We start from the raw sequence: 25,874 nt of genomic DNA, 5'->3' as shown, positions 1-25,874 counted from the left end.
GCAAGCGGGCGTATCGCCTCCCGTGACGCACCCCGGTCACGCGATCATCTGGCCGAACTGGAGGATCAGCGGAATCACCGACGAGACCAGGAGCGACGCCACGCCCGGTAGGTCGTACGCCCACGTTCGGATCTCCGTCGCGTTCCGCCGACGGGCCTCGAGGACGTCCAACCGTGTCGAGACCTCCTCGGACGAGTGTTCCGAATCGCCCGTACTGGAGAGGTCTTCGTACATGCGCTCGTACTTCGCGTCGATCTCGCCCAAGAGCGTCCGCTTCTCCGACTGAAGGGCGGTGTGGATCGAAAGCTGCGGGACCGCGAACAGGACGACGCCGAACAGGAACACGAGGAGGAACGTCGATAGAAACAGCGGATCCGTCCAAGGATCGTACTCGGTGGCGATCAAGATCACCATCCCGAAGGTCAGAGAGGCGAACCACCCCAACGAGATGACGACGTCGAACCGCGCGAGCGGCGTGAGTTCGACCGCGGCCGTTCGAACGTCTCGTATTCGCAGACGCATTACGTCGCTGACCAAGCGGACGTGGATTACCGCGACGTGAACGGCTATCAGGAGTCCCACCAGACTCACGATGCCGAACGCGTAGTTGATGACGCTCAGCGAGTAGGCGTACACGTCGAAGGGAAGACGCACCGTCGGAGCGGCGACGGAAACCAGGGGATCCGCGCTCCGTACGTAGATCACGTACGGGGCCCCGACCAACACCAAATCGTAGATCACGCCCGACAGCAGGACGACGGGAAACCACAGCAGGACTCGCCCGAGGTCGTACATCTCGGCGATCCGAGATCGAACGACGGCTCGATACTCGTTCTCAGGCACGTCGAAGACGGGTCTGAGTGTCACCCACAGTTCCGGGTATCGCTTGGCCCACCACCCGAACGTAAGTCCCCCGACGAACAGCCCGACGGTCCAAACGTAGACCGACCCGGTCCGCAGGAACCGGAGTCCGAACCCGCCTCGGAATGCGATGACCGCGCTCGCCGCAAACGGAACCCCCCCAACGAGCAGTGCGACGGTGAACAGGCCGCGACGGTCGAGCGACCGGAACGCGGCGATCAGCCGCGACGCCAACGGAGATCGAACGTCACTCAGCGCTACTTCGGCGTCTGGCTCGGAATTCTCGCCGGCGGACGAATCTCCCCCCGGCTCCCCGTCGCGGGGCGCCATTCTACAGTGATCGACGGTAATTGATAAAGTTCTTCGGACGATCGGGGCACCGCCGCGGCCGCTCCCGGTCCGTCGGTCCCGGGGCGGTTCTCGACGCCGGCGGGGGACTCACCGTAGAGTGCGAAACCGCCGACTGACGGAATCGGGTCGCTCACTGGACGACCGATCGTGCGGATGAAAACGGCATCCGCGACGAGCGCGGCGTCGCGACCTATTCGAGATCGAAGCGGTCGAGCCGCATGACCTTCGTCCACGCGTCGACGAAGTCGCGCACGAGCTTCTCCTCGGCGTCCTCGCTCCCGTAGACGTCCGCGATGGCGCGGAGCCGGGAGTTCGACCCGAAGATCAGGTCGAGGCGGGTGGCCTCCCACTCGACCTCACCGGTCTGGCGGTCGATCCCCTCGTACACGTCGGCGTCCTCCGCGCCCGCTTCGACGGGCCGCCACTCGGTCCCCATGTCGAGCAGGTTCACGAAGAAGTCGTTCGTTAACGTGCCGGGACTGTCGGTGAAGACGCCGCGGTCGGTGTTGTCGTAGGTGGCGCCGAGCGCGCGCATGCCGCCGACGAGCGCCGTCATCTCGGTGGCGGTCAGGTCCAGGAGGTCGGCCTTGTCGACGAGCAGTTCCTCGGGCGGGTGGTCGACGCCGTCGCCGAGGTAGTTCCGGAACCCGTCGACGCGCGGCTCGAGCGCCTCGAACGAGTCGACGTCGGTCCGCTCCTGCGAGGCGTCGGTCCGCCCGGGCTCGAACGGGACCGTCACGTCGTGGCCGGCGTCCGCGGCCGCCTGCTCGACCGCCGCGGCGCCGCCGAGCACGATCAGGTCGGCGAGCGAGACGCGCACGTCGTCGGTGCGCGAGGCGTTGAACTCCGTCTGAATCTCTTCGAGCGTCGCCAGCACCGCGTCGAGCCGCTCCGGCTCGTTCACGTCCCAGCCGCGCTGGGGGTCGTGCCGGACGCGCGCGCCGTTCGCGCCGCCGCGCTTGTCGCTGTCGCGGTACGTGGACGCCGAGGCCCACGCGGTCTTGACGAGCTGTCGCGTCGTCAGGTCGGTGTCGAGGATCGCCCCTTTGAGATCACTCGCCTCCGCGTCCCCGATCAGGTCGTGGTCGACCTCGGGGAGCGGGTCCTGCCAGATCATCTCCTCGTCCGGGACCTCCGGACCGAGGAACCGCTCCGGCGGGCCCATGTCGCGGTGGGTCAGCTTGTACCAGGCCTTCGCGAAGTTCATGCCGAACTCCATCGGGTTCTCCTGGAACTCCTCGATGATCCCGCGGTAGTCGGGGTCGCGCTTCAGCGCGACGTCCGTCGTGAGCATCATCGGCGTGACCGCTTCGTCGGGGTCGTGCGCGTCCGGAGCGCTCTCGACGTCGTCCGCGTCGACCGGGAGCCACTGCCAGGCGCCGCCGGGGCCCTTCTCGGCGGCCCACTCGTGTTCCAGCAGGTTGTCGAGGTACCCCATGTCCCACTCTGTCGGCGAGCCGGTCCAGGGGCCCTCGATCCCGCTCGTGATCGTGTCGCCGCCCTTCCCGCTGCCGTAGTCGTTCTCCCAGCCGAGGCCCTGCGCCTCGATGGGGGCGGCCTCCGGCTCGGGACCGAGGTGCTCGTCGGGGTCGTCGGCGCCGTGGACCTTCCCGAACGTGTGACCGCCGGCGATGAGCGCCGCCGTCTCCTTGTCGTTCATCGCCATGCGGTCGAACGTCTGGCGGATGTTCTTCGCCGACAGCTCGGGGTTGGGGTTGCCGTCCGGCCCCTCCGGGTTCACGTAGATGAGCCCCATCACGGACGCGCCGAGCCCCGGGTCGAGCTCACCGGGCTCGTCGAAGCGCTCCTGCGTGTCCATCTCGCTCTCCGGGCCCCAGTAGACGGAGTCGTCGGGCTCGAAGGCGTCCTCGCGGCCGCCGGCGAAGCCGAACGTCTTGAACCCCATCGACTCGATGGCGACGTTCCCGGCGAGGATCATCAGGTCGGCCCACGAGAGGTTGCGGCCGTACTTCTGTTTGATCGGGAGGAGCAGCCGACGCGCCTTGTCGAGGTTCGCGTTGTCCGGCCAGCTGTTGAGCGGGGCGAACCGCTGCCGACCGCCCGCCGCGCCGCCGCGGCCGTCGGCCGTCCGATACGTCCCGGCGCTGTGCCACGCCATCCGGATGAACAGCGGTCCGTAGTGGCCGTAGTCGGCCGGCCACCAGTCCTGCGAGCTCGTCATCAGCTCCTCGAGGTCCGCCTTCACCGCGTCGAGGTCGAGCGACCGGAACGCCTCCGCGTAGTCGAAGTCGTCGTCGTACGGCCCGACATCGCGGGCGTTCTTGTCGAGTATCTCTAGGTTCAACTGGCTCGGCCACCACTCGCGGTCTGTCTTCTGAATCATTCAGTGTCGTCCGGGGCTTCCGTCACCTCAAATAAAAAGGTGTCCTCTTCAGAGGGAAAAACCCGGTAAAAACAACCCGTATTTTAAAAGTATGAAGAATAGTTTTTATATCACAAAAATACAGTGATTTTGTTACATATGCCATCTATCGTACGCGTCGACGTGGACGTCGAGTGGCCGGTCGTCCCGGGTCGGTACCCCACCAACGCCTGCGTGACCCCCCGCCCCGTCTCCACGAAGTTTAGCGCCTAGACCGTCGGTGAGCGGGCGAACCGAACGATCGGGCGGACGCGACCGGCCCCGCTCTCCCACCGAGGGGTCTTACTCTGATTCCGTTCGCGGGTCGAACACGCCGCGTCGGATCCCCTCTCGGACCGGGTCGTGCTCCGCGTCGGTCGGCGGCGGCGCGGTGACGAGAACCGCTTCGAGGCGCGCGTCGTCGTCCGCCTTCACGCCGCGCTCGGTCCCCGCCTCGACGAGGACAACGTCGCCGGAGGCGACAGGGTGCTCGGTGTCGCCCTCTCGGACCGTTCCCGTCCCGGACTGGACCGTAATCGTCATGTCGCTCTCGGGGGCGTGAACGGGGATGAACTGCCCCGGTTCGAAGTAGCCGCAGACGACCTTCGAGCGGTCGCTTCGGAACACGCCGCTCGTCGAGAACCGCTCCTCGTCGTAGGTTCGCTCCGCGTCGAGGCTCGTCGCGGGCACGTCACTCACCTCCGCGGAACGAGCCGCATCGGCCGTGCGAGCGGCGGGGGCTGTTCGCGTCCTGTTCGATCGGTTGCGTCGATGAACCCGTCACGTTCGGATCCACGGGTCTCGGCGGGGTGTGGCTGTGCCCGAACGTGTTCGTCTCAACACGGATGCGGAGGCGTCGCGAACGCTCGGACGCATGCCACGACTAGACGTTCGCGACATTCCGCCGGTGAACAGACACGACCGGATCCACGAGGAGTTCGACGGGATGGAACCCGGCGAGACGCTCACCATCGTCAACGACCACGAACCGAAGCCCCTGTACTACGAGATGGCCGCCGAGGTGCCCGCGTTCGACGAGGAGCGCTACGAGGTCCGGCAGGAGGCGGCGGACGAGTTCGTCGCCGAGTTCCCGAAGGTCGAGGCGTAGGGGCGGGGTCGCGGCTACTCGCTCTCGACGTCGAACAACCGCGCGACGGCCCGAACGGCCGCCGGTTCGTCCCGCGCGGTTCCCTCTAGGGCCGACTCGGGCGCCGCCGTCAGCTCCCGGGCTATCGCGGCTCCGAGGAGACGGACCGTCTCGCGCTGCTCGTCGGTGAGGCCGCCGCGCGCCTCGAGCGACGATATCGCCTCCGCGACCTCGCGGCGCTCGATCCGCTCCGCTCGGCCCAGTATCTGCCGCCGGACGTGGTCCGGATCTTCGAAGTCGCCGTCGGCCGACTCCTCGTCGGCCGAACCGTCGTCGGGCGCTCGAACGGCCGATGTCCGTCGCGCGTCGAGCCGTTCGTGTCGCATATCGGATCGCCGGCCGCCACGCGGATCAGGATTCACCCGAACGTGTTCGACACGCACGCGTCGCCCGCCCGGCGGATCGCGGACGATATCACCGAACATGTTCTTTCGAACCAGTCTTATGCCGCAAGAAATGCGATCGAATTGATGACCGAGAGCCAATCGATCTATGCCGACATCGGCGGTCGCGAAGCCGTCGAGGCCGTCGTGTCCGACTTCTACGACCGCGTCTTCGACGATCCGCTCCTCGAACCGTACTTCGAGGGCGTCGATAGGGAGGCGCTGTACGCCCATCAGGTGCAGTTCGTCAGCGCCGTCGCCGGCGGCCCGGTCTCGTACGAGGGGGCCGACATGCGGGAGGCACACGAGGGGATGGGAGTCACGGCGGAGGCGTTCGGTCGCGTCGCGACCTACCTCGGCGAGGCGCTCCGGGAGAACGGCGTCGACGAGGGGGACGTCGAGACGATCCTCGAGGCGGTCGGCGCGCTCGAACCGGACGTCGTCGGACAGTAGCGCGGGACCGACACCCACACTCAAGTCCTCGCCGCGTGAGACCGCCGTATGGACCCCGCTCGCTTCCTGTTCGTCTCGGCCGAGGCCGCGCTGATCACCGACCTCGCCTGGCAGGTCCACCGCGAGGGCCACGAGGTGAAGTACTACATCGAGGCCGAGAGCGACCGGGAGATCGGCGACGGGTTCGTTCGGAAGACCGACGACTGGGAGGCCGAGGTCGACTGGGCCGACGTCGTCGTCTTCGACGACATCTGGGTCGGCTCCGACGTCGGCACCGGGGCGCTCGCCGCGGAGCTCCGCGAGGACGGGAACGCCGTCGTCGGCGGGACGCCGAACACCGACCGCCTCGAAGAGGACCGGGGGTACGCGATGGAGGTCCTCGAAGACCACGGCGTCAACACGATCGAACACCACGTCTTCCGCGATTTCGACGACGGCATCCGACACGTGGAGGAGAACCCCGCCCCGTACGTCATCAAACCGCTCGGCGAGGTCCAGAACGTCAAGCGGCTGCTGTACGTCGGGAACGAGGGCGACGGGAGCGACGTCGTCGGCGTCCTGAACGCGTACAAGAAGGCGTGGGGCCACCGGATGAAGGGCTTCCAGCTGCAACGCAAAGTAGAGGGCGTTGAAATCGCTATCTGCGGCTTCTTCAACGGCGACGAGTTCATCGACCAGGTCAACTTCAATTTCGAGCACAAGAAGTTGTTCCCAGGGAACATCGATCCCTCGACCGGCGAGATGGGGACTTCGATGTTTTGGGCGGGCCAGAACGAGTTATTCGAAGAAACCTTCGGCAAAATCGAAGGCTGGCTCGCCGACGAGGGGTACGTCGGCAGTATCGACATCAACTGCATCGTGAACGAGCACGGGATCTACCCGCTGGAGTTCACGCCGCGGTTCGGGTACCCGACGATCGCGTTACAGGAGGAGTCGATCGAGTCGTCCACCGGCGAGTTCTTCTACGACCTCGCGCACGGCAACGACCCCGAGGTGGAGGTCCACAACGGCTACCAGATCGCCGTGCGCATCGTGCTCCCGCCGTTCCCGTTCGACGACGAGAAGACGTACGACGAGAACTCGCGGAACGCCGCCGTGGTGTTCGAGACGGAGAGCAGGGAGGGAATCCACCTCGAAGACGCGAAGCGGGTCGACGGCCAGTGGCGGGCCGCCGGCGAGAGCGGGATGCCGATCGTCGTCACCGGAACGGGCGAGACGATGCAGGCCGCTCGCGAGCAGGCGTACGGTCGCATCGACGACGTCGTGATGCCGAACATGTACTACCGCGACGACATCGGCGAGCGGTGGGTCGACGGCGACGGCGACCGACTGCTCGCGTGGGGGTACCTCGGACCGGGCGGGGCGTGAGACAGTCGCCGTCGACCCGCCGCTCGCCCGATGGGCCGCCCCTCCACGACTTTTTAACCGTCCAGGTCTACCACTCGCGGTATGACGAAGTACTCAACGGGCGGTGGCGGCGGCGGCGACGACGGCGACGCCTGTGAGCTCTGCGGGCGGGAGACCACGAAGCTCCAGCGGGCCACGGTCGCCGGCGCGAAGCTGCTGGTGTGCTCGGACTGCCGGCCGCACGACGACGCGGGCAACGCGCCGCAGGGCGGGGGCGGCTCCGGCTCTGGCGGCAGTCGCGGCGGTAGCTCCGGGGGGAGCCCGGGCGGCGCCAGCGCCGAGTCGTCCGGATCTGAGAGCCGGAAGAAGGAGCTCGCGCGGAAGCAGGCAAAGATGTACGACTCCGTGACCGGCGACTCCAAGCACTGGGAGGAGGACGGCACGAGCTACGAGTCCGACCGCCTCCCGTACCTCGTCTCCGGCTACGGCGACGAGGTGGCGGCGGCCCGGCGAGACGCCGGGCTCACCGTCGAAGAGCTCGCGGACGAGTTCGACGTCGACGAGGACGACCTGTTCGCGGTGGAGGACGGTCGCGCCGCGACGGCCGGCGTCGGCGGCTCCGTCGTCCGGGCCTTAGAGGAGCGGTTCGACGTCGAGATCGTCGACGAGTGACCCGCCCCGGACGGTCGCCGCCCCGAGCCCGCGTCGTCCGCGGGCCGGCTCGCCCCCCGACCGACGCCGGCGCCGAGTCGAAACGACCAATCCGTCTGCGGCCGACGCCCGGACGATGAAGGCGATAAAGGACAGCGTCCACGGTCACGTCCGGCTCGGCGACCTCGCCGCCCAACTGATCGACACGCCCGCCTTCCAGCGACTGCGCCACATCAAACAGCTGTCCACCGTCAGGCTGGTGTACCCCTCCGCGAACCACACCCGCTTCGAGCACAGCCTCGGCGTCTACCACCTCGCGCGCGGCGCCGTCGAGGGGTTCGACCTCGACGACGACACCGCGGCTCACGTCCGCGCGGCGGCGCTCCTCCACGACGCCGGCCACGGCCCGTACGGGCACCAGACCGAGGGGATCATCCGGCGCGCGACCGGGCGCGACCACGACGACGTGGCGTGGCTGCTGACCGACGCGGACCGGGAGGTGTGCCAAGTCTTGGAGCGCAACGGGCTTGACCCCGAACGCGTCGCCTCGCTGATCGCGGGCGACGGCGGGCTCGGGGCGCTCGTCTCGGGCGAGCTCGACGTCGACCGCATGGACTACCTCGTGCGCGACGCCCACCACACGGGCGTCCCGTACGGCACGGTCGACACCGGACGGCTCGTCAACGAGCTCCGACTGGCGGGCGAGGGCGGCTCGGCCGGGAGCGACGGAGCCAGCGACTCCGGCTCTGTCGATCCCGAGCGGGCGGAGCTCGTGCTCGCGGAGGGAAACGTCCCGACCGCGGAGAGCCTGCTCGTCGCCCGCTCGCTGATGAACGCGGTCGTCTACCGCCACCACGTCTCGCGGGTCGCCGGCGCGATGCTGGAGCGCGCCTGCGAGCGCTACCTCGACCGCACCGACGCCGACGTTGCGACGTTCCGCCGCATGGCCGACCACGACCTGCTCGTCGAGCTCCGCGAGACCGTCCCCGAGCTCGGCCGGCGCATCGAGCGCCGCGACCTCTACAAGCGAGCGGTGTGGGTCGGGCTGGCCGACGTGCCGGCGGGAACCGTCGACGCGGGTCACGCCGAGGAGGTCGCCGCCGAGCGCGAGATCGCCGACGCCGTCGGACTGGACCGCGAGGCGGTGGTCGTCGACGTCCCCTCTCGGCCCGGGTTGAAGGAGTCCGGCTCCACCGTCGTCGTCGACGGCGTCCCGCAGCGGCTGGAGGACGCCTCAGAGCTCGTCGGCGGGCTGCGGAGCGCCGAGCGCCGCCGCTGGACGCTCGGCGTCTACTGTCCGCCGGAGCACGTCGACGCGGTCGGCGAGGCCGCGCGCGACGTGCTCGGGCTCCGGACCGTTGGCACGCGGACGTAACCCGTTCAGGCGTCCCCGATCAGTCGTCCCCGCTCACTCTTCCCGCGGCGCCGGCACCGCGAACACCGGTCGATCGCTCCCGAGGATCACGTCCTGCGTCACGCTCCCGAAGACGGCCTTCCCCGACGGTCGGCGCTTGCGCCCGGAGACGCAGATCGCGTTCGCGTCGATGTCGGCGGCGGCCGAGAGCAACTCGTCGGACGGATCGCCGCTCGCCTCGTAGTGGACGCAGGTGACCCCCGCCGCTTCGAGCGTCTCCCGGGCCCGCCGCACCGCGGACAGCTGGTGGACAGAGGCTCCCTCGGGGTTGTCTTGGAACACGTGACACAGGGTCGCCTTCGTCTCGTCGGCCGCGTGCGGGAGGTCGGCGACGGCCTCCGCCTGCGCGACCGCGCGGCTGTCGGTCGCGTTATCGATCCCGATGAGCAACTCGTACATACACCGACCTTTGCGGACGACCCTTATAAATAATAGCCGCGGTTCCCGCCGGCCGCCGCCGGCCCTCCCACTCCTTTTACCAGATGCCGACGAACCGCTCCCCATGATCACGGTCAAGGACACCGTCCACGACCACATCGAGATCGACGGTGTCGCCGCCGAGCTGATCGACACCCCCGCGGTCCAGCGCCTCCGCCACGTGAAACAGCTCGGGACGGTCCAGCTCGTCTACCCCTCCGCGAACCACACCCGCTTCGAGCACAGCCTCGGCGTCTACCACCTCGCCAGCCGGGCGCTCGACCACCTCGGCATCGCCGGGAAGCGGGCCGAGCGGATCGAGGCGGCGGCGATGCTCCACGACGTGGGACACGGGCCGTTCAGCCACAACTTGGAGTCGCTCACCCACCGCCGGACCGGGAAGTACCACGACGACGTCGGCGAGCTGCTCGCGACCGGCGCGGTCGGCGAGGTGCTCCGCGACCGCGACCTCGACCCGGACCGGATCGCCGGACTCGTCGCCGGCGAGGGGACGTACGCCGGGCTCGTCTCGGGCGAGCTCGACGTCGACCGCATGGACTACCTCGTGCGCGACGCCTACCACACCGGCGTCCCGTACGGCACCATCGACACGGAGCGGTTCGTCCGCGAGCTGACGTTCGTCGAGCGAGAGGGCGACGCGGCGGGCGTCGGCCCGGACGGAGACGGCCCGGAGCTCGTCCTCGACGAGGGGAACGTCCAGACCGCGGAGAGCCTCCTGCTCGCCCGCGCGCTGATGAATCCGGTCGTCTACACGCACCACGTCGCGCGCATCTCGAAGGCGATGCTGCGGCGGTCCGCGAGCGACCTGCTCGACGCGACAGCGACGACGGCGACCGATCTCCGGCGCATGGACGACCACGACTTCCTCGCCGCGATCCGCGACTGCCGGGCGACCAGCGAGCTCTCCCGCCGCTACGACGAGCGCGACCTCTACAAGCTGGCGGTGTGGGCCGAGTACGACGACGTCCCCGAGCGCGTTCACGAGGCGGACCGCGACGCCGAGGTCGGCCTGGAGCGCGAGATCGCCGAGGAGGCCGGCGTCGACCGCGAGCACGTGATCCTCGACGTGCCGCCGGAGCCGTCCATGCGGGAGTCGACCGCCCGCGTGACGGTCAGCGGCGAGATCCGCCGGCTGGAGCGACAGTCGCCGTTGGTCTCCGCGCTCCGGACCGCACAGCGCAACCAGTGGCGCCTCGGCGTGTACGCGCCCGAGCCGGCCACCGACCGCGTCGGACGCGCGGCCGCGGACGTGCTCGACCTCGACCCGGACGGGCTCGTGAGCGAGGTGCGCGGGGCGATGGCGACGACGCTCGACGAGTTCGAGTAGGGAGGCTGAGGCCCTCCACCGCCCCGTTCCCGTGACGTTTTAACCCCGGGCTGGCGACCGTGAGGTATGCATCTGGAGGGGACGATACTCGTCGGCGAGGCCTTCGAGCCCGTCGAGGGACGGGTGGTCGTCGACGGCGGCGAGATCGTCCGCATCGAAGAGGCGTCCGTCGAGAGCGACGACGTGATCCTCCCCGCCTTCGTCAACGCCCACACCCACATCGGCGACTCCATCGCCAAGGAGGCGGGCGAGGGGCTCTCGCTCGACGAGCTCGTCGCCCCGCCGGACGGACTCAAACACCGGCTCCTGCGGTCGGCGAGCCGCGAGGAGAAGGTGGCGGCGATGGCCCGGACGCTCCGGTACATGGAGTCGACCGGCACCGCCACCTTCCTGGAGTTCCGCGAGGGCGGCGTCGACGGCGTGGCCGCGCTTCGGGACGCGGTCGCCGGCGAGGGCGTCGCCTTCGGCGAGCGCGCGGTCGACCCCGTCGTGTTCGGCCGCGACGACCCCGATGTCCTCTCGGTCGCCGACGGCTACGGCGCCTCCGGCGCCCGCGACGCCGACTTCGACGCGGTGCGGCGGGAGACCCGCGAGGCGGGGAAGCTGTTCGGGATCCACGCGGGCGAGCGCGACGCCGACGACGTCAACCCGGCGATGGACCTCGACCCGGACTTCCTCGTCCACATGGTCCACGCCGAACAGATTCATCTCGAACGCCTCGAAGACCGCGGCACGCCGGTCGTCGTCTGCCCGCGCTCGAACCTCGTGACGAACGTCGGCGTGCCGCCGGTCCGCGAGCTCGCGGAGCGGACGACCGTCGCGCTGGGCACCGATAACGTGATGCTCGACTCCCCCTCGATGTTCCGCGAGATGGAGTTCGCCGCCAAGCTGGCCGACCTGCCCGCGCGCGACGTCCTGCGGATGGCGACCGTCAACGGCGCCGAGATCGCGGGGCTAAACCGGGGAGTCGTCGAGCCCGGCGCCGACGCGGACCTGCTCGCCCTCGACGGCGACTCCGACAACCTCGCCGGCGCGCGCGACCTCGTCCGGGCGATCGTCCGGCGGGCGGGCGCCGCGGACGTCTCGCGGGTCGTGATCGGCGGCGAGGAGATCGACCCGTCGGGAGACTGAAGCCGGTCGCGGCCGTACCGATCGGCGATGGCCACGTTCTCGCTGCTCGCCGGCCTCGCACTCGGGCCGGTCGTCGGACTGCTCGCGACGCTCGCGATGGACCGCGTGATGCCTCGGCTCCCGGAGGGGACGACGGCTCCCAGGGTCGCCGCGAGCGTGCTCACAAACACGTCGGTCGACCGGGCCCCGGAGCGGCTGGCCACGTGGGTCCACTACGTCGCCGGCGGCGGCTCGGGGCTCCTCTTCGTCGGTCTCGTCTCCGCGGTTCAGGTCGGACTCGGCGTCGGCGCCCCGGTCGCGCTCGCCGTCGCGTCGCCGGTCATGCTCGCGTTGATGATCGGCTTCTTCGCGCTCGTCCCGCTCCCGCGCGCCCGGGGAATCCCCCGGCAGCGGCTCGCGACGATCCGGCGCGACTGGGCGGTCTCGGCCGCGGTGTACGTCGTCGCCGCCGCGGTGGTCGTCGCGCTCGCGAGCGGCGTCTGACCGCGATCCGACCGCCGTTCCGCCCCTGCGACGGGCCGGGAGAGAAACGGTTTAGTCGCTGGCACCAGCCCGATCGCTCATGCACGCCATCACTCGATCCGGGTGGATCGAGGTCATCTCGGGGTCGATGTTCTCGGGGAAGACCGAGGAGCTGTTGCGCCGCCTCCGCCGGTCCGAGATCGCCGGGCAGTCGGTCGCGGTGTACAAGCCCGCGGTCGACGACCGCTACGGGGAGACGACGATCGGCAGTCACACGGGTCGCCAGTGGGACGCGACCGTCGTCGATAACGAGGGCGACGGGCCGCTGGCGATCCTTGACGACGAGCCGTACCCGGAGGTCGTCGCGGTCGACGAGGCGAACTTCTTCTCGAACGCGCTCGTCGAGGTGTGTAACGGGCTCGCCGACGCCGGCACCCGCGTGATCGTCTCCGGCACCGACCAGACGTTCCGGGGCGAGCCGTTCGAGCCGCTCCCGCAGCTCATGGCGACCGCCGAGTACGTCGACAAGCTCCAGGCGATCTGCTCGGTGTGCGGCGAACCCGCCTCACGGAACCAGCGGCTCATCGAGGGCGAGCCCGCCCACACCGAGGACCCGACCATCCTCGTCGGCGCCGAGGAGTCGTACGAGGCGCGGTGCCGCGACTGCCACGTCTTGAGAACCGGTGAGCGTCCGGACGGCGGCCGGTCGTATCTGGCCGACGAGGAGGCGACGTCCGACGAAGCGGCCGCTCCCGACACGTCGACCGACGGCGAGACGTCGACCGAACTCCCAGAGGAACCGGTGGACCCGAGCGACGACTGAGCCCAGCGACGACTGAGCCCAGCGACGACTGAGCCCAGCGACGACTGAGCCCAGCGGCGGAAACCGCGGTCGCGGTCGCTCGCGGCGGGGCTCGCCCGAGCTACTCGTCCGTCGGCTCGTCGGGCGCCTGGATCGGCCCACTGTCGTCGGCTTCGGCCGTCGCGAGGCGGTACAGCCCCGCCATCGAGACGAGCGCGAGCACCGCTCCCTCGGCTCGCGCGGCGACGTAGGCCCACTCTCGGGGTTCCGCGTCGCCCGCGTCGCGGTAGACGACCTTCGTCCACGCCCGCACGACGGGGCGCGGGGCGAGCGTCTGAACCAGTCCGAGGAAACCGACGATGAGCAGGAGCGCTGCCTTCATACGAGTCGCTTCGCCGGGCGTATTTAAAAGCGGTGTGCCGCGTGCGCACGCGGTCGTCGCGCCGCGCTGCGGGCCGTCACACCGGCTCGGCGGCCGAGAGGAACCGGCGACAGGTCGCGGCCGCCCACTCGCGGACTGGCGGCGCGTCGGACCACAGGATCGCGGCGAGCCCGGCGTCGTCGAACAGCCCGACGACGGCGCGGTCGCCGACGAGGAGGACCCCGACCGGCGAGTCGCCCTCGTGGCGGTACGCCTCGACGCCGTGGCCCGAGAGGATCGAACGGACGGCGGCGCCCGAGGGCCCGTCGAACCGATCGCTCGCGCGTCCGGTGAAGACGAGTCGCACCGTCCCCTCGACCCCGTCCGCGACCGAGCGAGCGATCGACGCGTCGATCCGCGGGACCACGCCCGCGACGGAGTCGTCGCCGGCGACGAGCCCGGAGAGCCGCGCCGCGGGTCCGGGGTCGTCACCGCGCTCGACGACAGCAACCGGGTCGTCGGACCCCGAGAGGTCGTCGCCGACGGCAGACGCCACGAGCGCGCGGAGCGACTCCCCGTGCGATCCGCCCTCAGTCATCGGCCGGCTCCCCGCCGGGCCGCGGCGGATACGACTGTCGCCCGCCGGTCGACCGGCGGGCGAGCAGGCGGGCCGTCGCGCGGCGTCGGTCGTCGGGGCGCTCCTCCGTCGTCTCGTCGTAGTACAGCACTGTCAGGCCGAGCCCCGCCCGCAGGAGTTCGTTGGCGGCGAACCGGTACCGGTCGTCGCTCGGACCGGACGGCGTCGGCGACGCGGACCGGAGGTGTCCCTCGACGAAGAGGTAGCCGCCGGGGACGAGCGCCTCGGCGAGGTCGGCGAAGCGGTCGAGCACGTGGAAGAAGCTCATCGTGATCAGCTCGTACGCCTCGCTCGGGAAGGCGTACGTGGAGACGTCGCCCAGGACCGGTTCGATCCGGTCGCCGATCCCCCGGTCCGCGGCGCGCTCGCCGATGATCCGTAGCCCCTCGCGAGAGGCGTCGAGCGCGTCGACGTCGTAGCCGGCGTCGGCTAAGAACACCGCGTTCCGGCCGGTGCCCGCGGCGACGTCGAGCGCGCGTCCGTCGGAGATCGCGGGCTCGTACGAGCGCAACACGGGCGACGGCTCCGGCTCCCGGGGATACTCGCCGGACGCAAATCGCTCGTCCCAGTCCGTCATGGGAGCGCTTGCGTCCCCCCGAGCGTAAATCCCACGGGCGTGCGGGTCAGACGAAGGGCATGGACGAGACGGAGTCGACCGCGGAGGTCCTCGGCGAACTGCTGACCGACCGCGGCGAGTCGCTCGCGGTCGCGGAGTCGCTGACCGGCGGGCTGGTCGGGTCGCGCGTGACGGACGTCCCCGGCGCGAGCGCCTACTTCGACCGGGGGTTCGTCACCTACGCGTACGACGCGAAGCGGGAGGTGCTCGGCGTCTCCCGCGAGTCGCTCGACGCCGAGGGGGCAGTGAGCGCGGCGGTCGCGGAGGAGATGGCGGCCGGCGCGCGCGATCACGCCAACACGACGTGGGCGGTCGCCACCACCGGAATCGCCGGACCGGACGGCGGCACCGCGGAGAAGCCCGTCGGGCTCGTGTACGTCGGCGTCGCGTACGCAGCGCCGTGGGGGACCGAGGCGTCGTTCGTCCGGAGCGAGCGCGTCGCCCTCGACGGGGACCGCGACGCCGTGAAACGCGCCGCGGTCGACGCCGCGCTCGACGCTTTACTGCGGGCGGTCCGAGAGATCGACGACGGGGAGTAAGCAAAGGCCCGACGCCGGTCGAGTCGTCCGAGCCCGCAAGCGTTTATTCCCGTGGCGCGTGTACGTGTACCATGGTAGAGCGCGTACTGGTGGCCATGGACGACTCAGAGCTCGCCGAACGGGCGCTCCGCTACGCGCTCGACGTACATCGGGACGCCGACGTGACGGTGTTACACGTCGTCGGCGAGCCCTCCGGGATGATGGGTGCGGCGACGGGAATCGCGCTCGCGGACGACAGCGAGGAGCGGGTCCGAGAGCTCTCCGAGGACGTGTTCGAACGGGCGGGAAAGATCGCCACGGAGTACGGTGTCGAGGTGAAGGTGGAGTCCGAGGTCGGGTCGCCGGCGAGCCGGATCGTCGAGCGCGCTGACGACTTCGACGCGGTCGTGATCGGGACGCACAGCGGGTCGCTCGCCGACCGGCTCCTCGTCGGCAACGTGGCGAAGTCGGTGTTCCAGAACTCGCCGGTCCCCGTGACGGTCGTTCGCTGACGCGGGAGCGACGGCCCGGCCCCCCGTCCGCGTCGTCAGCCGTCGATGTACGCGTGACCGACGACCGCGACGAGCAGCGCCGCGACGACGATCCACGCGAACGGTTCGACGGCGAGCAGCCGGATCGGCCGAGTCACGGACTCGTCGAGGCCGAACAGGACGCCCGCGGCGAAGACGATGGCGAGGACGAGAGCGGCGACGACCCCGGCGACGCCGAGCAGCGCGGTGTCGGTCCGGTCCATACCGCGGATCGGTGTGGGGCGTATATAAGTGACTCTCCGAGAAACGGACCCAGTTATCCCCGCGAGTCGTCGCTGACCGCGTCCCACAGCGCCGAGAGGGTCGACTCGTCGCCGGCGGCGACGTACAGGGGGCCGCCCCGGCGCGTCGCCGCTCCGGCTTCCGACGCGAACAGATCGGTGACGGCCTGCTCCTCTTCGTCCGGGTGAAACTGTGCGATCCACCTGTATCCGCCCGCGGGCGAACAGCCCCGAGTGGACGGTGGGCGCCCAGCTCGGAATCGCTCGCTTCACCGTCCCGCGAAGCGATCGGCGCATCGACTCGGCCCGCCGAGCGAGGATCGGATCGCGCGGCACGTCCCGGCCGACGATCGTAGCGACCGTGGCGGCCGCGACGTCCACGTCGCTGTCCGCGGTCGCCGGTTCCCCCGATCGACTCCGGACCGCCGAGGACATCCCACGGAGCGACAGGCCGATGAGTCACGGTCGGTGCTCCGGGTGCACGACGATTCCCGCCGACGAACGCGTAATTATTTAGATTATGTGAGGTCCATAGATTTATACGAAAAATCGTGGTACAGTTACACATGGAGGCGGCGCTCGACGAGATCGCGTATCTGGCCAACTCCGCGAACCGCGTCGCGATCCTAGAGTTGCTCCAGGAGTCGCCCCGCGGCCGTCGCGAACTCGTCGAGTCGGTCGACGCCTCCCGCGTGACCGTCGCACGCATTCTCCGGGAACTCGAAGGCCGAGGCTGGATCGAGCGGTCGGAACGGGAGTACACGACGACGCCGCTCGGCTGCTGGGTCTGTGAACGGTTCAAAGACCTAGTGGGCGACTTCGAGGCCGAACGCCGTCTCCGGGAACCGCTCCAGTGGCTCTCAAGCGAGGTCGTGACGTTCGATGTCCGGCGACTGCGGAACGCGGAGGTCGTCTTGGTGGACGGGAGCGACGCGACCGTCCTGCTCCGGGAGCTCGCGGCCTTCCACCGCGCCGGCGAACGGATCCGAGCCGTTACCTGTGCGTCGGCCCCACGGATCGTCGAGAACCTTCGGGATGTCGTCGTTGACGGTACGCGACTGGAACTCGTCGTTACGCCGGCGGTCGTCGACGCCGCCAGAAGTCATCCCCCGACGGCCCAACGAGTCAACGAACTGCTCGCCCACGCGAACGCTGACTTGTACGTCTGCGAGGAGGTCCCGATCGCGGTCTGGATCGTCGACGACACGGTCAGGATCGATCTGACCGACGACCGGAACGTGCTCAGAGGTGCGCTGGTCACCGACGACGAAGCGGTCTATGCGTGGGCCATCGACATCTTCGAGACCTGCCTGCGGGAGGCGACGCCGCTGGCCCCGGAGGAGGTGTGCGCCTGACGTTCCACCGGGCGGGCCACTGACGAGGGACGCTCTGATCCGGAGCGCGCTCCCTCGTCGCCAGGCCTCGACCGGACCGGATCGGACCGGTCCCGAAAAGTCGATTCCATCAGTGGCGGGCGGGCGGTGTCTGCGCGTCTGCCTCCGCGAGGACCCGGGCGACAGTCTCGGTGATGGGCTGACCGGTACGCTCCTCCATGAACAGCCACTGTCCCGACGGGTTGATCTCGAGGAAGACGTGCTGCCCGTCCGGTCGCCGTCGCATGTCGATCGCCCCGTACACCAGCCCCAGCCGGTCGACGTACTCCCGGAGCCGGTCGCGGATGTCGTCGGGCAGGTCGGCGGGTTCGACCCGGGCCCGATCGACGTTCATGCGGTAGTCGACGGGGTAGGCCGTCTCCTGAGAGTGGATCTCCGCCGGAAACACCTCGCCGTCAACGACCGTGATCCGGAGGTCGACGCCCGCAGGGACGTACTCCTGGAAGATGACCGGCGCGTGCCGCACGGCGGCGATGACATCCGTCTCGCCGTCCCGGAGGACGCGTGTCTCCCGCCAGGCGGCTTCGGTTCCGGTGAACGCCTTGTACATGGTCTTCGAGGCGCCGTGTGCGTCGACGAACGCCTGAGCCCGGGCCGGGTCGTTGGTGATGCAGGTCTCGGGAATTTCGAACCCGATCTGCTGGGCGACCCGTAGCTGGTAGGGCTTGCGGGCGGCCTCCTCGTCGTGGGTCGGGTGGTTCATCCATTCCGCGTCGAGCGTCCGCCAGAGGCCGCCGATCGCGGCCTGACACTCCCGGTAGGCGAACGACCGGTCGACGTTGCCAGTGAGTTCCGGCGACAGGTCGAACGGTTGGGGACGGCGCCACCAGACCGCGCCACAGTCGGCCAACTCGAGGTCGCCCAGTCGGGCGTGCAGCGCCGGCTCGTCATCGCCGTCGGCCCCGGTCCCGTCCGGGTCCGTCCGGGCGTACGTCATCGACAGGGACAGTCGCTGCGGGAACGCCGACGTGTCCAGCAGCCTGGCGGCGACGCCGCGGCGCTCGAGCCGGTCCAGGACCGCCCGCGCGTGGTCATCGTCGGCCTCGGAGACGACCAGGATCACGGGAGAGCCCTCCGGATTGGCACTCCTCGATCGTCTCCGGTCGGGGCCGGGCCGTTCCGCCGCGCCCGCCCGGCGTCACCGACCGATGACGCGACCCGTCGGTCGGGGCGGTTGCGAGCGGGCGTCACCGCTGGGACCCCTGCGAGAGGAATTGCTGGTACTCGGCGGCCAACTGACGGTACTGGTCGTTGATGGCCTGCAGTTGCGTCTGTTGTTGCTGGAGAAACTGCTGCATGTCGCTCAGGAGCTGTTCGTAGGTTGACTGCAGCTCCCCACCTCCGCCGCCAGCCGTCCGGTCGGTCCCGCCGTGGCCGTGGGGTTGACCCTGACCCTGGCCCTGTCCCGTCCCCTGCAGGTCGGCGCCGGAACCTCGGCCCACGTGATGTGGCGTCTGGAGGACGAACGGACGCTCTCCGCCGCCGGCTTTGCTCCCTCCGGCGTGCCCGAAGCCGTATCCGTATCCCTGCGGTTGCCTCTGCCCCTGTTGCTGAATCGGGCTGAACGGCATCTGTCCCAGCCCCATGTCGTCGAACTGCTTGTCTAGCCCGGTCGCCTTTCGACGGTCGATGTACGGGGAGGTGCCGCCGTCGCCGCCGCCGATCGGCGTGTCGCGGAATGGGAGCGTACCGCCCGGTTCGTCGGTGAACTTGTTTTTTTCTGGGATGTACGGTCGCGTTGGGGTGTACTCAAGACCGCCACCAGCCCCGGGAACGTCGCCACCGACACCCCCACCTTGGCCGGCGGGGTCGCCGGGCGGTTTGTCCAGCCCGGTCGCCTTTCGGTCGTCGACGTGTTTGACCGTCCCTCGGCCGCCGGTCCCTACCGGCGGATCGTTGAGGAATTTGTTCCCGCCGACCCCCTCGTCGGTGAATTTCATCTTCTCGGATGGGAAGTTCTTTTCGCTGAGGGGAATCTTCCCCTCGATCGGGTTCTTCAATGAGAACGCGGTAAGAACGTCCGACTCGTTGAGAATCGGACCGATCTTCACTCCGTGGTTGTGACCCCCGCGTCCGGCGCGGCAGCCGCCGTTGGTGTGGACGCCGACGATGGCGCCGTCGGATTCCCGGAGGACCCCCGACCCGGAACTGCCGCGGAGCGTGTCGATGTCACCGTACCCGAAGTAGTCCTCCCCAAGCTGTCCCGAGGTCGAACTCGTATGGACGTGCGTCGCCGTCCCGGCTTCGATCTTCTTCGGGCGACCCCTTGGATGCTGGATAATGCAGAGGGAATCGCCCTGCTGGACGGGCGAGGTAGCAAGCGTCGCCGACCCGAACCGGTTGCCGGGCGTCCCCGAGAGCCTGACCACTGCGTAGTCGAGTCCGCCCCTGTCGCGTTCGACGAGCTCGACGATGTCGAACTGCTGTTCCTGCCTGAGGTTCCCCGACGGGTCGACTTGGTAATTGAAGTCGACGTGCATGTTCGTCGCGATTTCGTGGGGACGGATCCGCTGGCCACCTTTCACCGGCACGCCCGGGGCGGAGTCGAAACAGTGCCCCGCCGTCAGAAACAGATCGTCGGCGACCAGCGTCCCGGTGCACCAACGATCGCCCGCGAACCTGCCGGGGTCCGAATACCGCTGGTCAAGGTCGTCGTTCCATTGGATGAGGCCGACGGGTGACTCGTGGTTGTCGACGAACGACTTCGAGACGCCCAGCGTCCCGTCGTACTGTTCGACGGGTTGTTTATCGTTCGTCGTGTCACACTGGCTCTCGACCCAGTCCATGAACGCCTCGTGATCCGTTGGATCCTCGGGGAGCCCCTCGTCCGGGATTTCCCCAACTGGCGGTTCCTCAACGGGGGACGGGTAGAGCGGCGGGAAGTCCCAACGGCCTGTGCCATCGTTGTCGTGTTCGTGGTCGTGATCTGACGGTGTTGCCATTGTCAGGTATCGACGGATCGCTGGTTCGGGCTCGGTCGGGCGCCGGTCGGGACGAACCGAGCGACTGTTCGGTCGGTGCCCCCACCCGACCGTCCCCCACGGTCTCCCCGTCAGATGAGGGTGTCTACGGATTTTTGTTGGGCCAGTATCATGTTTCGGGAGCTACACCGTTCACGACGTCTTCAGTGTACACGGCGTGATACAAGTGTCAAGAGCAGGCACGGTGTCGCGGGCCGACCCGACGTGACGCCCCACCCGATGCCTCGCGGGCCGCTTCGCGGGTGTCGCACGCGCCCGTCGCGACCGACTCCTCGACCAGCCGGTCGATCCGCCCGGTCACGAAGTGATCGGGCGCGACGGCGTTGGCGCAGACTTCATGCTCCATGCCTCGGGAGGCCGGCAGTCCGTCGGTCCGGACCTCTCCCAGCAGTTGAGAGAAGTCGTCGACCTCCTCAATAACTGGCCCGAGATCGCCCTCGTGGTCGCTTCCCTCCTGAGCTGACACCACCCGAAGCACGTCGCGGCCTGCCGCGACGAGCGTCAGTCCTCTCCCTGATCCTCTGTCCAGCGGGTGCGTCCGCCCTCTGACGACCCGCCGCGGCATGGACTCGACCGCGGCTGGTCTTTGTATTCAAATCCGGCACACACCTGGTGTGTTTCTTTGACCTGTGTTGGCCCATCGACTGTCTGGGAGCGCATTTCCCAGACAGTCGGAAATCCCCGACAGAACGCGTTTCGAACTCGCTGAGTTGGTCGTGAAGTGTCGTGTAACACGGTGAGAGGAGGGCCGCCCGGGTTATGTTTAGCAGTGTGTTAGCGTGGAGAATGAAGGCGTTGAGGAGCTCACCGAGGATGAGTTCCGAATCGTAGAATGATCGTCAGGCGGGTGGACGTGGCTTTCCAGTCACAGCGGCCACACCAGATACGGTCGGAGCCGTCGCGGGCGTGGAGGCTCTCTGCGCCGCAGGTGAAAAAGAGCGTTCTCACCAGATCTTCTTGAGACGCCGCTCGATAATAGCGTCGAGCCTCTCGGGCCGAAATTCTATTACGCCATGTTCCGCGAGTTCCGCTGGCCTCTGGCCGAAAGCGGGGCGGTTCGTTTGTATATCCGATTCTGCCCGAATAGAGGCACTAATTTTTCTGGTAACACCAGTTTACGGAAGAGCGAGCAAGCCAGGGCAGGGATTTGAACCCCGGAAGTCTCGATTACAAGTCGAGTGCATGAACCGCCCATGCTCCCCTGGCGCGGATTGGCGTACTCGGGCCTCCTATGAGTGCGTGTCGCTTTCGGCGAGCCTGACGTTCGTCCGCGGTCACTCGGTTCCGCCCGCGGACCCCCCGGCGTCGGACTCGTCGCCGACCCGCTCCGACAGCGACTTCGTCAGCTCGACGCGGTGGAGGTCGTACCCGCGACTGTCGTAAAACGCGCGGGCCCGGTCGTTGTCGGCGAGCGCCTCCAGCGCGACCGTTTCGGCGCCCGCCGCCGCCAGCGCGCGCTCGGCGGCGTCGAGGAGGTCGGCGCCGATACCCTCGCCGCGGCGTTCGGAGACCACGAACAGGTTGCTCACCGTTCCGCGGACGCGGTCGCGCTCGTAGCCCTCGCGGTCGATCGAGAAGCCGACGAAGCCGACCGGGGCGCCGTCGAGGTCGCCGTCGCGAGCGACGAGCAGTTCACCGGTGACGACGGAACGCGCGACCCACTCGCGCACCGCTGTGCGGTTCGGCTCGGCGAGCAGCGTGGAGCCGTGGCTTCGCTGGTCCTCCGCCAGCGCGACCCACAGGTCGGTGACGTCGTCCACGTCGTCGACCGTCGCCGGCGCGACCGTCGGGCGCTCGTCGTCTGACATTCGTTCGCTCGTTCGGCGCGCCGCGGGATGAGGGTACCGACGCGATCCGGTCGCGGCCGCCGGTCGGGACGACGGGAAGAGAGCCGGTCGGACGGCTCACACCTCGCGGCACTCCGGACAGATGGCCTGCCCGTTGGCGGTCACCAGGTCCGGGACGAGCGCCCCGCAGCTCTCGCAGACGCCCTGCGTCGCCGATCCCGACGCGTCCGTCGCGGCGGCATCGCTCGTCGAGTCGACGCCGCCGTCCGAGCCGAGCATCCCCTCGTCGCCGCGCCGCGTTCCGTGGAGCGACTCGTCGGCGACTGCGGCCTCGCGAGCCCCGTCGCCGGTCCGCGGTGCGCCCGCGGCGAGCGCGTCGCCGGCGGTGACGACGCCGACCGCCTCGCCGCCCTCGACCGCCACGACGCGGTCGGCCCCCTCGGAGACGAGGCGCTCCTCGACTGCCGCGAGCGAGTCGTCCGGCGTCACCGTCGGAAGGGGCGGTCCCATCACCGACCCGACCGTGGGACCGCCTGCGTCTCCCTCGCTCTGGACGTCGGCGTCGAGGAGCGCACCGAGCGCGTCCCGAGAGCCGAGCCGTCCGACTGGCTCGCCGCCGCGAACGACGACGAGGCAGTCGGTCTCCTCCTCGACCATCAGCGCCGCCGCGTCGGTCAGGCCGTCGGACTCGCTCACGCCGAGGAACTCGCGATGCATCACGTCACGAACCGTGGTGTCTGTTCGCATGGACCGTGGATCCCACGCAAACGGCTAAAAGCTGCCCCCGGTATCGTTATATCCGTTCCGACCGTAGCCAGCCGATCGGCACTGAAAACGACGGTTCCCTCGTCCCGTCGCCGCGACGCGCTCGACTCCGGATCGCGACGCACCTGGCGCCAGTTCGCGACGCGCTTGACGCCTCGCTCGGCTCGTGGCCGCGAACCGAAGAGGAGGGTTCAAACCCTCCGGCGTTCGAGCCAGCACATGACCATTCCCTCGTTCGTGATCGGGATCGCGGGAGGGACCGGCGCGGGGAAGACGACCGTCTCCCGGCTCGTCACCCGCGACCTCGGCGACAGCGTCACCCGCATCCCGTTGGACAACTACTACGAGGACCTCTCGCACCTCGACTTCGAGGAGCGACAGTCCGTCAACTACGACCACCCGTCGGCGTTCGAGTGGGAGCTCCTCCGCGAGCACCTCGAAGCGCTGCTGGAGGGCCAGTCCGTGCAGATGCCGCAGTACGACTTCGAGATCCACAACCGGAAGGCGGAGCGCGTGACGGTCGAACCCACCGACGTCATCGTGCTGGAGGGGATCCTCGCGTTGTACGACGAGGAGATAAACGACATGATGGACCTGCGGCTGTTCGTCGAGACCGACGCCGACGTCCGGATCCTGCGCCGGATCCGCCGGGACGTCATCGATCGCGGCCGCGACCTGGAGGGCGTCATCGACCAGTACCTCTCGACGGTGAAGCCGATGCACGAGCAGTTCATCGAGCCGTCGAAGAAGCACGCCGACGTGATCATCCCGGAGGGGGCCAACAGCGTCGCCGTGAACCTCTTAGAGGAGAAGCTCCGCGCCGAGGTCGAGGGCGACGCCGTTCGGAGCTGGGAGCGCGGGAGCTTGGAGGAGGAGCTCGGCGAGAAGCGCTCGCTCGACATGAACGGCGACGACTGAATCGACGGGAGCCGTCGGATCCCGGTAGCTCGTCATTTTTGAGTGGTCGCCGGAGCCGAAACGCGTCAGGACGAGAGCCAGGCGTACGTCTGGATGGCGCCGAACAACAGCGCGAGCGCTCCGTTTTCGACGATCAGCAAGACGTTGTCCGCCAGTATTGTCCGGGCGCCCACGGCGAGAATACCGAACGCCGTTGCCAGCAACAGATTGTACTTCGCGAACGCAATCCAACACTCCTGATCGAGCTCGATGAGACCGTCGCTGCCCATGCGTGCCGTTTTTTTCTCGACAGTGACAAACGACAGGGTCGACGGGGCGGTAGCGCCGAGCGACTCGCAATCACGATAGTGGACGGGCTTCGATGAGTGAGCCGCCTACGAAAGCCGAAGAATGGCTCGTGAAAGGGACACGCGTCGTGGCTCGCGGGGGCGACCTCGCGCGTGCCACTCGGCCGCGAGGCGGCCTCGCAGGCACGCGCCACCGACCGTTTATAAGCAACCGCCGCGGTCGCTCGGGTCGATGCAAATATGATCTCTCGGACGTTCGCCGTTCAGCGCCGCCGGCTCGCCACCCGTTCCTCCGCGGTCTCCGCGCTGACGACCTCGTAGAGTATCGCCCGCCCGCCGTCCTCTTTGGGCCGCAACACCCGCCCGAGCCGCTGGGTGAACTCCCGTTCGCTGCCCGACCCGGAGAGGACGACCGCGACGTTCGCGTCCGGCACGTCGACCCCCTCGTCGAGCACGTTCGCGGCGACGACGCGGCCGTAGGTCCCCTCGCGGAAGCGCTCCAAGATCTCCCGTCGCTCCTTCGCCCCCGTCTCCGCGGTGATCGCCGGAAGTAGGAACCGCTCCGAGAGCCGGTAGACGAGGTCGGTGTGGGCGGTGAAGACGATCACGCGGTCGTCGCGGTGCCGGTCGAGGATCGACTCCAACCGGTCGACCTTCCGGTCGGCGTTCATCATGATCTCGCGGGCGTCCTGTTTCGCGAGGAGGGCCTCGCGGGCCGCGGGGTCGTTGCCGGAACGCTTGACCAGTTCCCGGTAGTCGCTCCCGCTGGAGAAGGTGATCCCCGCCTCGCGGACGTACTCGACGAACGCGCCCTGCTTCTCGTCGTAGCGCTCGCGCTCCTCGGGCGTCAGCTCCACCTCGATCCGGCGGATGTCGTACGGCGCGAGGTGGTCGCCAGCGAGGTCGTCGACGTCGAGCGCGTAGACGCGGTCACCGATCAGCTCCGCGACCGTCTCGTGGGCGCCGTCCGGGCGCTCGAAGGTCGCCGTCAACCCGAGGCGCGCGGGCGCCGCGAGCAGCCGGGCGACGTCGCGGTACCCCTCGCCGCCGAGGTGGTGGACCTCGTCGAAGACGACCAGCTCGAAGGCGTCGCCGACGCCGCCGGCCTTCAGGTACGCCGAGTCGTACGTCGACACCGTGATCGCCTCCCGACGCTGCTCGCCGCCGCCGAACCGCCCGATCGGCACGTCGAACTCGCGCTCGAGCTCGCGCTGCCACTGGTCGAGGAGGTCGACCGTGGGAACGACGACGAGCGTCGGGACGCCGAGTTCGACCGTCGCGCGGATCGCGATCACGGTTTTTCCCGCCCCGGTCGGGAGCTCGAGCACGCCGCGGTCGCCCGCGTCGCGCCACGCGTCGAGCGCCTCGCGCTGGTACTCCCGCAGGTCGTAGTCGGTCGCGAGCGCGTCCGGGAGCCCCGCCTCCCGCGCGGCCCGGTCGCTCGCGTCCAGCACGTGGTCCTCGACGCTCGCGCCGGCGACCTCCAGCGCGCGGCGGATCGCGGCGTAGCGGTAGGCCGGTGCGCGGCCGGTCCCCGAGCGCGGGTCGGCCTCGACGCCCGGGAGCGGCGGGAGCGACGCGAGGGGCTCGCAGTCGGTCGATCCGGCTTCGTCGTCCGTCGACTCCTCCGAGGCGCCCCCGGCCGAGTCTCCGGCGTCGACCCGAATCGTCCCGTCCTCGTAGGTCAGCCGGACGTTCATCGCCTGACG

28 protein-coding genes, 1 tRNA gene and 1 pseudogene are annotated in these 25,874 nt (G+C 69.1%); 13 read left to right on the top strand and 17 right to left on the bottom strand.

The genetic code is table 11. From position 1 onward, the window contains the following. Positions 1–36 precede the first annotated feature (36 nt). From DJ81_RS13970 to DJ81_RS13960, 3 genes are all read right to left on the bottom strand, one after another. Positions 37–1,191 carry a hypothetical protein gene (locus DJ81_RS13970; RefSeq protein ID WP_094522537.1) on the bottom strand — a complete coding sequence of 385 codons (1,155 nt, stop codon included), beginning with the start codon at positions 1,189–1,191 and terminating at the stop codon, positions 37–39. A 211-nt stretch (positions 1,192–1,402) separates the two neighbouring features. After that, positions 1,403–3,556, bottom strand: a complete 2,154-nt coding sequence (katG, locus tag DJ81_RS13965; protein ID WP_094590194.1) for a catalase/peroxidase HPI — start codon at positions 3,554–3,556, stop codon at positions 1,403–1,405. A gap of 321 nt (positions 3,557–3,877) precedes the next feature. Further along, positions 3,878–4,264, bottom strand: coding sequence for a cupin domain-containing protein (locus tag DJ81_RS13960; RefSeq protein WP_094590192.1), 387 nt, complete (start codon positions 4,262–4,264; stop codon positions 3,878–3,880). Positions 4,265–4,448: 184 nt separating this feature from the next. On the opposite strand from DJ81_RS13960, the gene DJ81_RS13955 reads away from it, so the two are divergent. Then, positions 4,449–4,682, top strand: a complete 234-nt coding sequence (locus tag DJ81_RS13955; protein ID WP_094522543.1) for a DUF2249 domain-containing protein — start codon at positions 4,449–4,451, stop codon at positions 4,680–4,682. Between the two features lie 14 nt (positions 4,683–4,696). Here DJ81_RS13955 and DJ81_RS19465 read toward each other — a convergent pair whose 3' ends face one another. After that, the gene (locus tag DJ81_RS19465; RefSeq protein WP_176451349.1) at positions 4,697–5,047 is read right to left on the bottom strand and encodes a glutamyl-tRNA reductase; all 351 of its coding nucleotides are present in this window, start codon (positions 5,045–5,047) and stop codon (positions 4,697–4,699) included. Positions 5,048–5,191: 144 nt separating this feature from the next. Between DJ81_RS19465 and DJ81_RS13945 the strand changes: the two genes are divergently transcribed. The 4 genes from DJ81_RS13945 (at position 5,192) to DJ81_RS13930 (ending at position 8,930) form a co-directional block, all read left to right on the top strand. Next, positions 5,192–5,557, top strand: a complete 366-nt coding sequence (locus DJ81_RS13945) for a group 1 truncated hemoglobin (protein ID WP_094522545.1) — start codon at positions 5,192–5,194, stop codon at positions 5,555–5,557. A 48-nt stretch (positions 5,558–5,605) separates the two neighbouring features. Continuing rightward, a complete protein-coding gene (locus DJ81_RS13940) occupies positions 5,606–6,925 on the top strand; it encodes a phosphoribosylamine--glycine ligase (protein ID WP_094590190.1) in 1,320 nt (439 codons plus the stop codon). Between the two features lie 81 nt (positions 6,926–7,006). Beyond that, on the top strand, positions 7,007–7,576 hold the full coding sequence (locus tag DJ81_RS13935) for a transcriptional regulator (RefSeq protein WP_094590188.1): 570 nt from the start codon (positions 7,007–7,009) through the stop codon (positions 7,574–7,576). 115 nt (positions 7,577–7,691) lie between these two features. Beyond that, positions 7,692–8,930 (top strand): HD domain-containing protein, encoded by a 1,239-nt coding sequence (locus tag DJ81_RS13930; RefSeq protein ID WP_094522551.1) that lies wholly within the window; start codon positions 7,692–7,694, stop codon positions 8,928–8,930. Positions 8,931–8,963: 33 nt separating this feature from the next. Here the strand turns inward: DJ81_RS13930 and DJ81_RS13925 are convergent, their stop codons facing one another. Continuing rightward, positions 8,964–9,368, bottom strand: coding sequence for a universal stress protein (locus DJ81_RS13925; protein WP_094527491.1), 405 nt, complete (start codon positions 9,366–9,368; stop codon positions 8,964–8,966). Between the two features lie 103 nt (positions 9,369–9,471). Here DJ81_RS13925 and DJ81_RS13920 point away from each other — a divergent pair, with 103 nt between their 5' ends. The 4 genes from DJ81_RS13920 (at position 9,472) to DJ81_RS13905 (ending at position 13,150) form a co-directional block, all read left to right on the top strand. Continuing rightward, positions 9,472–10,734 (top strand): HD domain-containing protein, encoded by a 1,263-nt coding sequence (locus DJ81_RS13920; protein WP_094590186.1) that lies wholly within the window; start codon positions 9,472–9,474, stop codon positions 10,732–10,734. Between the two features lie 66 nt (positions 10,735–10,800). Beyond that, positions 10,801–11,865: an amidohydrolase family protein gene (locus tag DJ81_RS13915; RefSeq protein WP_094590184.1), complete on the top strand. Its 1,065-nt coding sequence runs from the start codon at positions 10,801–10,803 to the stop codon at positions 11,863–11,865. Between the two features lie 27 nt (positions 11,866–11,892). Further along, positions 11,893–12,348 (top strand): hypothetical protein, encoded by a 456-nt coding sequence (locus DJ81_RS13910; RefSeq protein WP_094522559.1) that lies wholly within the window; start codon positions 11,893–11,895, stop codon positions 12,346–12,348. 79 nt (positions 12,349–12,427) lie between these two features. Then, entirely contained in the window at positions 12,428–13,150 is a 723-nt protein-coding gene (locus tag DJ81_RS13905; protein ID WP_094522561.1) for a thymidine kinase, read from the top strand. Positions 13,151–13,250: 100 nt separating this feature from the next. Here the strand turns inward: DJ81_RS13905 and DJ81_RS13900 are convergent, their stop codons facing one another. The 3 genes from DJ81_RS13900 to DJ81_RS13890 all read right to left on the bottom strand — a co-directional run bounded on the left by DJ81_RS13900 (position 13,251) and on the right by DJ81_RS13890 (position 14,704). Beyond that, on the bottom strand, positions 13,251–13,511 hold the full coding sequence (locus DJ81_RS13900) for a hypothetical protein (RefSeq protein ID WP_094522563.1): 261 nt from the start codon (positions 13,509–13,511) through the stop codon (positions 13,251–13,253). Between the two features lie 76 nt (positions 13,512–13,587). After that, the gene (locus tag DJ81_RS13895) at positions 13,588–14,088 is read right to left on the bottom strand and encodes a hypothetical protein (protein ID WP_094590182.1); all 501 of its coding nucleotides are present in this window, start codon (positions 14,086–14,088) and stop codon (positions 13,588–13,590) included. Then, complete coding sequence (locus DJ81_RS13890; RefSeq protein ID WP_094522567.1) at positions 14,081–14,704, bottom strand: bifunctional 2-polyprenyl-6-hydroxyphenol methylase/3-demethylubiquinol 3-O-methyltransferase UbiG; 624 nt, start codon at positions 14,702–14,704, stop codon at positions 14,081–14,083. Before DJ81_RS13890 ends, DJ81_RS13895 begins: the two co-directional genes overlap by 8 nt. A gap of 59 nt (positions 14,705–14,763) precedes the next feature. Here DJ81_RS13890 and DJ81_RS13885 point away from each other — a divergent pair, with 59 nt between their 5' ends. Further along, positions 14,764–15,282: a CinA family protein gene (locus DJ81_RS13885; protein WP_094522569.1), complete on the top strand. Its 519-nt coding sequence runs from the start codon at positions 14,764–14,766 to the stop codon at positions 15,280–15,282. A 71-nt stretch (positions 15,283–15,353) separates the two neighbouring features. Then, positions 15,354–15,773 carry a universal stress protein gene (locus DJ81_RS13880; RefSeq protein ID WP_094522571.1) on the top strand — a complete coding sequence of 140 codons (420 nt, stop codon included), beginning with the start codon at positions 15,354–15,356 and terminating at the stop codon, positions 15,771–15,773. Positions 15,774–15,808: 35 nt separating this feature from the next. Here DJ81_RS13880 and DJ81_RS13875 read toward each other — a convergent pair whose 3' ends face one another. Then, positions 15,809–16,015 (bottom strand): hypothetical protein, encoded by a 207-nt coding sequence (locus tag DJ81_RS13875; RefSeq protein ID WP_094522573.1) that lies wholly within the window; start codon positions 16,013–16,015, stop codon positions 15,809–15,811. A gap of 584 nt (positions 16,016–16,599) precedes the next feature. On the opposite strand from DJ81_RS13875, the gene DJ81_RS13870 reads away from it, so the two are divergent. After that, the gene (locus tag DJ81_RS13870) at positions 16,600–17,388 is read left to right on the top strand and encodes a winged helix-turn-helix domain-containing protein (protein ID WP_094522575.1); all 789 of its coding nucleotides are present in this window, start codon (positions 16,600–16,602) and stop codon (positions 17,386–17,388) included. 109 nt (positions 17,389–17,497) lie between these two features. On the opposite strand, the gene DJ81_RS13865 is transcribed toward DJ81_RS13870, so the two are convergent. From DJ81_RS13865 to DJ81_RS13840, 6 genes and pseudogenes are all read right to left on the bottom strand, one after another. After that, positions 17,498–18,490 carry an MvdC/MvdD family ATP grasp protein gene (locus DJ81_RS13865; RefSeq protein ID WP_094590180.1) on the bottom strand — a complete coding sequence of 331 codons (993 nt, stop codon included), beginning with the start codon at positions 18,488–18,490 and terminating at the stop codon, positions 17,498–17,500. A 124-nt stretch (positions 18,491–18,614) separates the two neighbouring features. Beyond that, positions 18,615–20,369, bottom strand: coding sequence for a serine protease (locus DJ81_RS13860; protein ID WP_094590178.1), 1,755 nt, complete (start codon positions 20,367–20,369; stop codon positions 18,615–18,617). Between the two features lie 373 nt (positions 20,370–20,742). Then, positions 20,743–21,475 (bottom strand): annotated as a pseudogene (locus tag DJ81_RS13855) (IS1595 family transposase); the annotation flags it as partial. Between the two features lie 65 nt (positions 21,476–21,540). Continuing rightward, positions 21,541–21,614, bottom strand: a tRNA-Thr gene (locus DJ81_RS13850). A gap of 68 nt (positions 21,615–21,682) precedes the next feature. Beyond that, positions 21,683–22,216, bottom strand: a complete 534-nt coding sequence (locus DJ81_RS13845) for a GNAT family N-acetyltransferase (protein ID WP_094527495.1) — start codon at positions 22,214–22,216, stop codon at positions 21,683–21,685. Positions 22,217–22,312: 96 nt separating this feature from the next. Then, entirely contained in the window at positions 22,313–22,942 is a 630-nt protein-coding gene (locus DJ81_RS13840; protein ID WP_094590176.1) for a cyclic nucleotide-binding/CBS domain-containing protein, read from the bottom strand. Positions 22,943–23,179: 237 nt separating this feature from the next. Here DJ81_RS13840 and udk point away from each other — a divergent pair, with 237 nt between their 5' ends. Further along, positions 23,180–23,878 carry a uridine kinase gene (gene udk, locus DJ81_RS13835; protein ID WP_094522585.1) on the top strand — a complete coding sequence of 233 codons (699 nt, stop codon included), beginning with the start codon at positions 23,180–23,182 and terminating at the stop codon, positions 23,876–23,878. A 65-nt stretch (positions 23,879–23,943) separates the two neighbouring features. Here udk and DJ81_RS13830 read toward each other — a convergent pair whose 3' ends face one another. Continuing rightward, positions 23,944–24,147, bottom strand: a complete 204-nt coding sequence (locus tag DJ81_RS13830) for a hypothetical protein (protein WP_094522587.1) — start codon at positions 24,145–24,147, stop codon at positions 23,944–23,946. Positions 24,148–24,428: 281 nt separating this feature from the next. Beyond that, positions 24,429–25,865 (bottom strand): DEAD/DEAH box helicase family protein, encoded by a 1,437-nt coding sequence (locus DJ81_RS13825; RefSeq protein WP_094527496.1) that lies wholly within the window; start codon positions 25,863–25,865, stop codon positions 24,429–24,431. Between the last annotated feature and the right edge of the window lie 9 nt (positions 25,866–25,874).

The sequence above is a fragment of the Halorubrum sp. Hd13 genome (genome assembly GCF_002252755.1).
Taxonomy (GTDB): domain Archaea; phylum Halobacteriota; class Halobacteria; order Halobacteriales; family Haloferacaceae; genus Halorubrum.
The sequence above is the reverse complement of the archived record's forward strand: the minus strand, read 5'-3'. Positions and strand labels throughout refer to the sequence as shown.

Coding starts and splice junctions, on each gene's coding strand:
- DJ81_RS13930 (WP_094522551.1), top strand. CDS start 7,692: ATGAAGGCGATAAAGGACAGCGTCCACGGTCACGTCCGGCTCGGCGAC.
- DJ81_RS13955 (WP_094522543.1), top strand. CDS start 4,449: ATGCCACGACTAGACGTTCGCGACATTCCGCCGGTGAACAGACACGAC.
- DJ81_RS13875 (WP_094522573.1), bottom strand. CDS start 16,015: ATGGACCGGACCGACACCGCGCTGCTCGGCGTCGCCGGGGTCGTCGCC.
- DJ81_RS13840 (WP_094590176.1), bottom strand. CDS start 22,942: ATGCGAACAGACACCACGGTTCGTGACGTGATGCATCGCGAGTTCCTC.
- DJ81_RS13945 (WP_094522545.1), top strand. CDS start 5,192: ATGACCGAGAGCCAATCGATCTATGCCGACATCGGCGGTCGCGAAGCC.
- DJ81_RS13830 (WP_094522587.1), bottom strand. CDS start 24,147: ATGGGCAGCGACGGTCTCATCGAGCTCGATCAGGAGTGTTGGATTGCG.
- DJ81_RS13935 (WP_094590188.1), top strand. CDS start 7,007: ATGACGAAGTACTCAACGGGCGGTGGCGGCGGCGGCGACGACGGCGAC.
- DJ81_RS13825 (WP_094527496.1), bottom strand. CDS start 25,865: ATGAACGTCCGGCTGACCTACGAGGACGGGACGATTCGGGTCGACGCC.
- udk (WP_094522585.1), top strand. CDS start 23,180: ATGACCATTCCCTCGTTCGTGATCGGGATCGCGGGAGGGACCGGCGCG.
- DJ81_RS13870 (WP_094522575.1), top strand. CDS start 16,600: ATGGAGGCGGCGCTCGACGAGATCGCGTATCTGGCCAACTCCGCGAAC.
- DJ81_RS19465 (WP_176451349.1), bottom strand. CDS start 5,047: ATGCGACACGAACGGCTCGACGCGCGACGGACATCGGCCGTTCGAGCG.
- DJ81_RS13910 (WP_094522559.1), top strand. CDS start 11,893: ATGGCCACGTTCTCGCTGCTCGCCGGCCTCGCACTCGGGCCGGTCGTC.
- DJ81_RS13860 (WP_094590178.1), bottom strand. CDS start 20,369: ATGGCAACACCGTCAGATCACGACCACGAACACGACAACGATGGCACA.
- DJ81_RS13885 (WP_094522569.1), top strand. CDS start 14,764: ATGGACGAGACGGAGTCGACCGCGGAGGTCCTCGGCGAACTGCTGACC.
- DJ81_RS13900 (WP_094522563.1), bottom strand. CDS start 13,511: ATGAAGGCAGCGCTCCTGCTCATCGTCGGTTTCCTCGGACTGGTTCAG.
- DJ81_RS13940 (WP_094590190.1), top strand. CDS start 5,606: ATGGACCCCGCTCGCTTCCTGTTCGTCTCGGCCGAGGCCGCGCTGATC.
- DJ81_RS13925 (WP_094527491.1), bottom strand. CDS start 9,368: ATGTACGAGTTGCTCATCGGGATCGATAACGCGACCGACAGCCGCGCG.
- DJ81_RS13890 (WP_094522567.1), bottom strand. CDS start 14,704: ATGACGGACTGGGACGAGCGATTTGCGTCCGGCGAGTATCCCCGGGAG.
- DJ81_RS13895 (WP_094590182.1), bottom strand. CDS start 14,088: ATGACTGAGGGCGGATCGCACGGGGAGTCGCTCCGCGCGCTCGTGGCG.
- DJ81_RS13970 (WP_094522537.1), bottom strand. CDS start 1,191: ATGGCGCCCCGCGACGGGGAGCCGGGGGGAGATTCGTCCGCCGGCGAG.
- katG (WP_094590194.1), bottom strand. CDS start 3,556: ATGATTCAGAAGACAGACCGCGAGTGGTGGCCGAGCCAGTTGAACCTA.
- DJ81_RS13920 (WP_094590186.1), top strand. CDS start 9,472: ATGATCACGGTCAAGGACACCGTCCACGACCACATCGAGATCGACGGT.
- DJ81_RS13880 (WP_094522571.1), top strand. CDS start 15,354: ATGGTAGAGCGCGTACTGGTGGCCATGGACGACTCAGAGCTCGCCGAA.
- DJ81_RS13915 (WP_094590184.1), top strand. CDS start 10,801: ATGCATCTGGAGGGGACGATACTCGTCGGCGAGGCCTTCGAGCCCGTC.
- DJ81_RS13905 (WP_094522561.1), top strand. CDS start 12,428: ATGCACGCCATCACTCGATCCGGGTGGATCGAGGTCATCTCGGGGTCG.
- DJ81_RS13845 (WP_094527495.1), bottom strand. CDS start 22,216: ATGTCAGACGACGAGCGCCCGACGGTCGCGCCGGCGACGGTCGACGAC.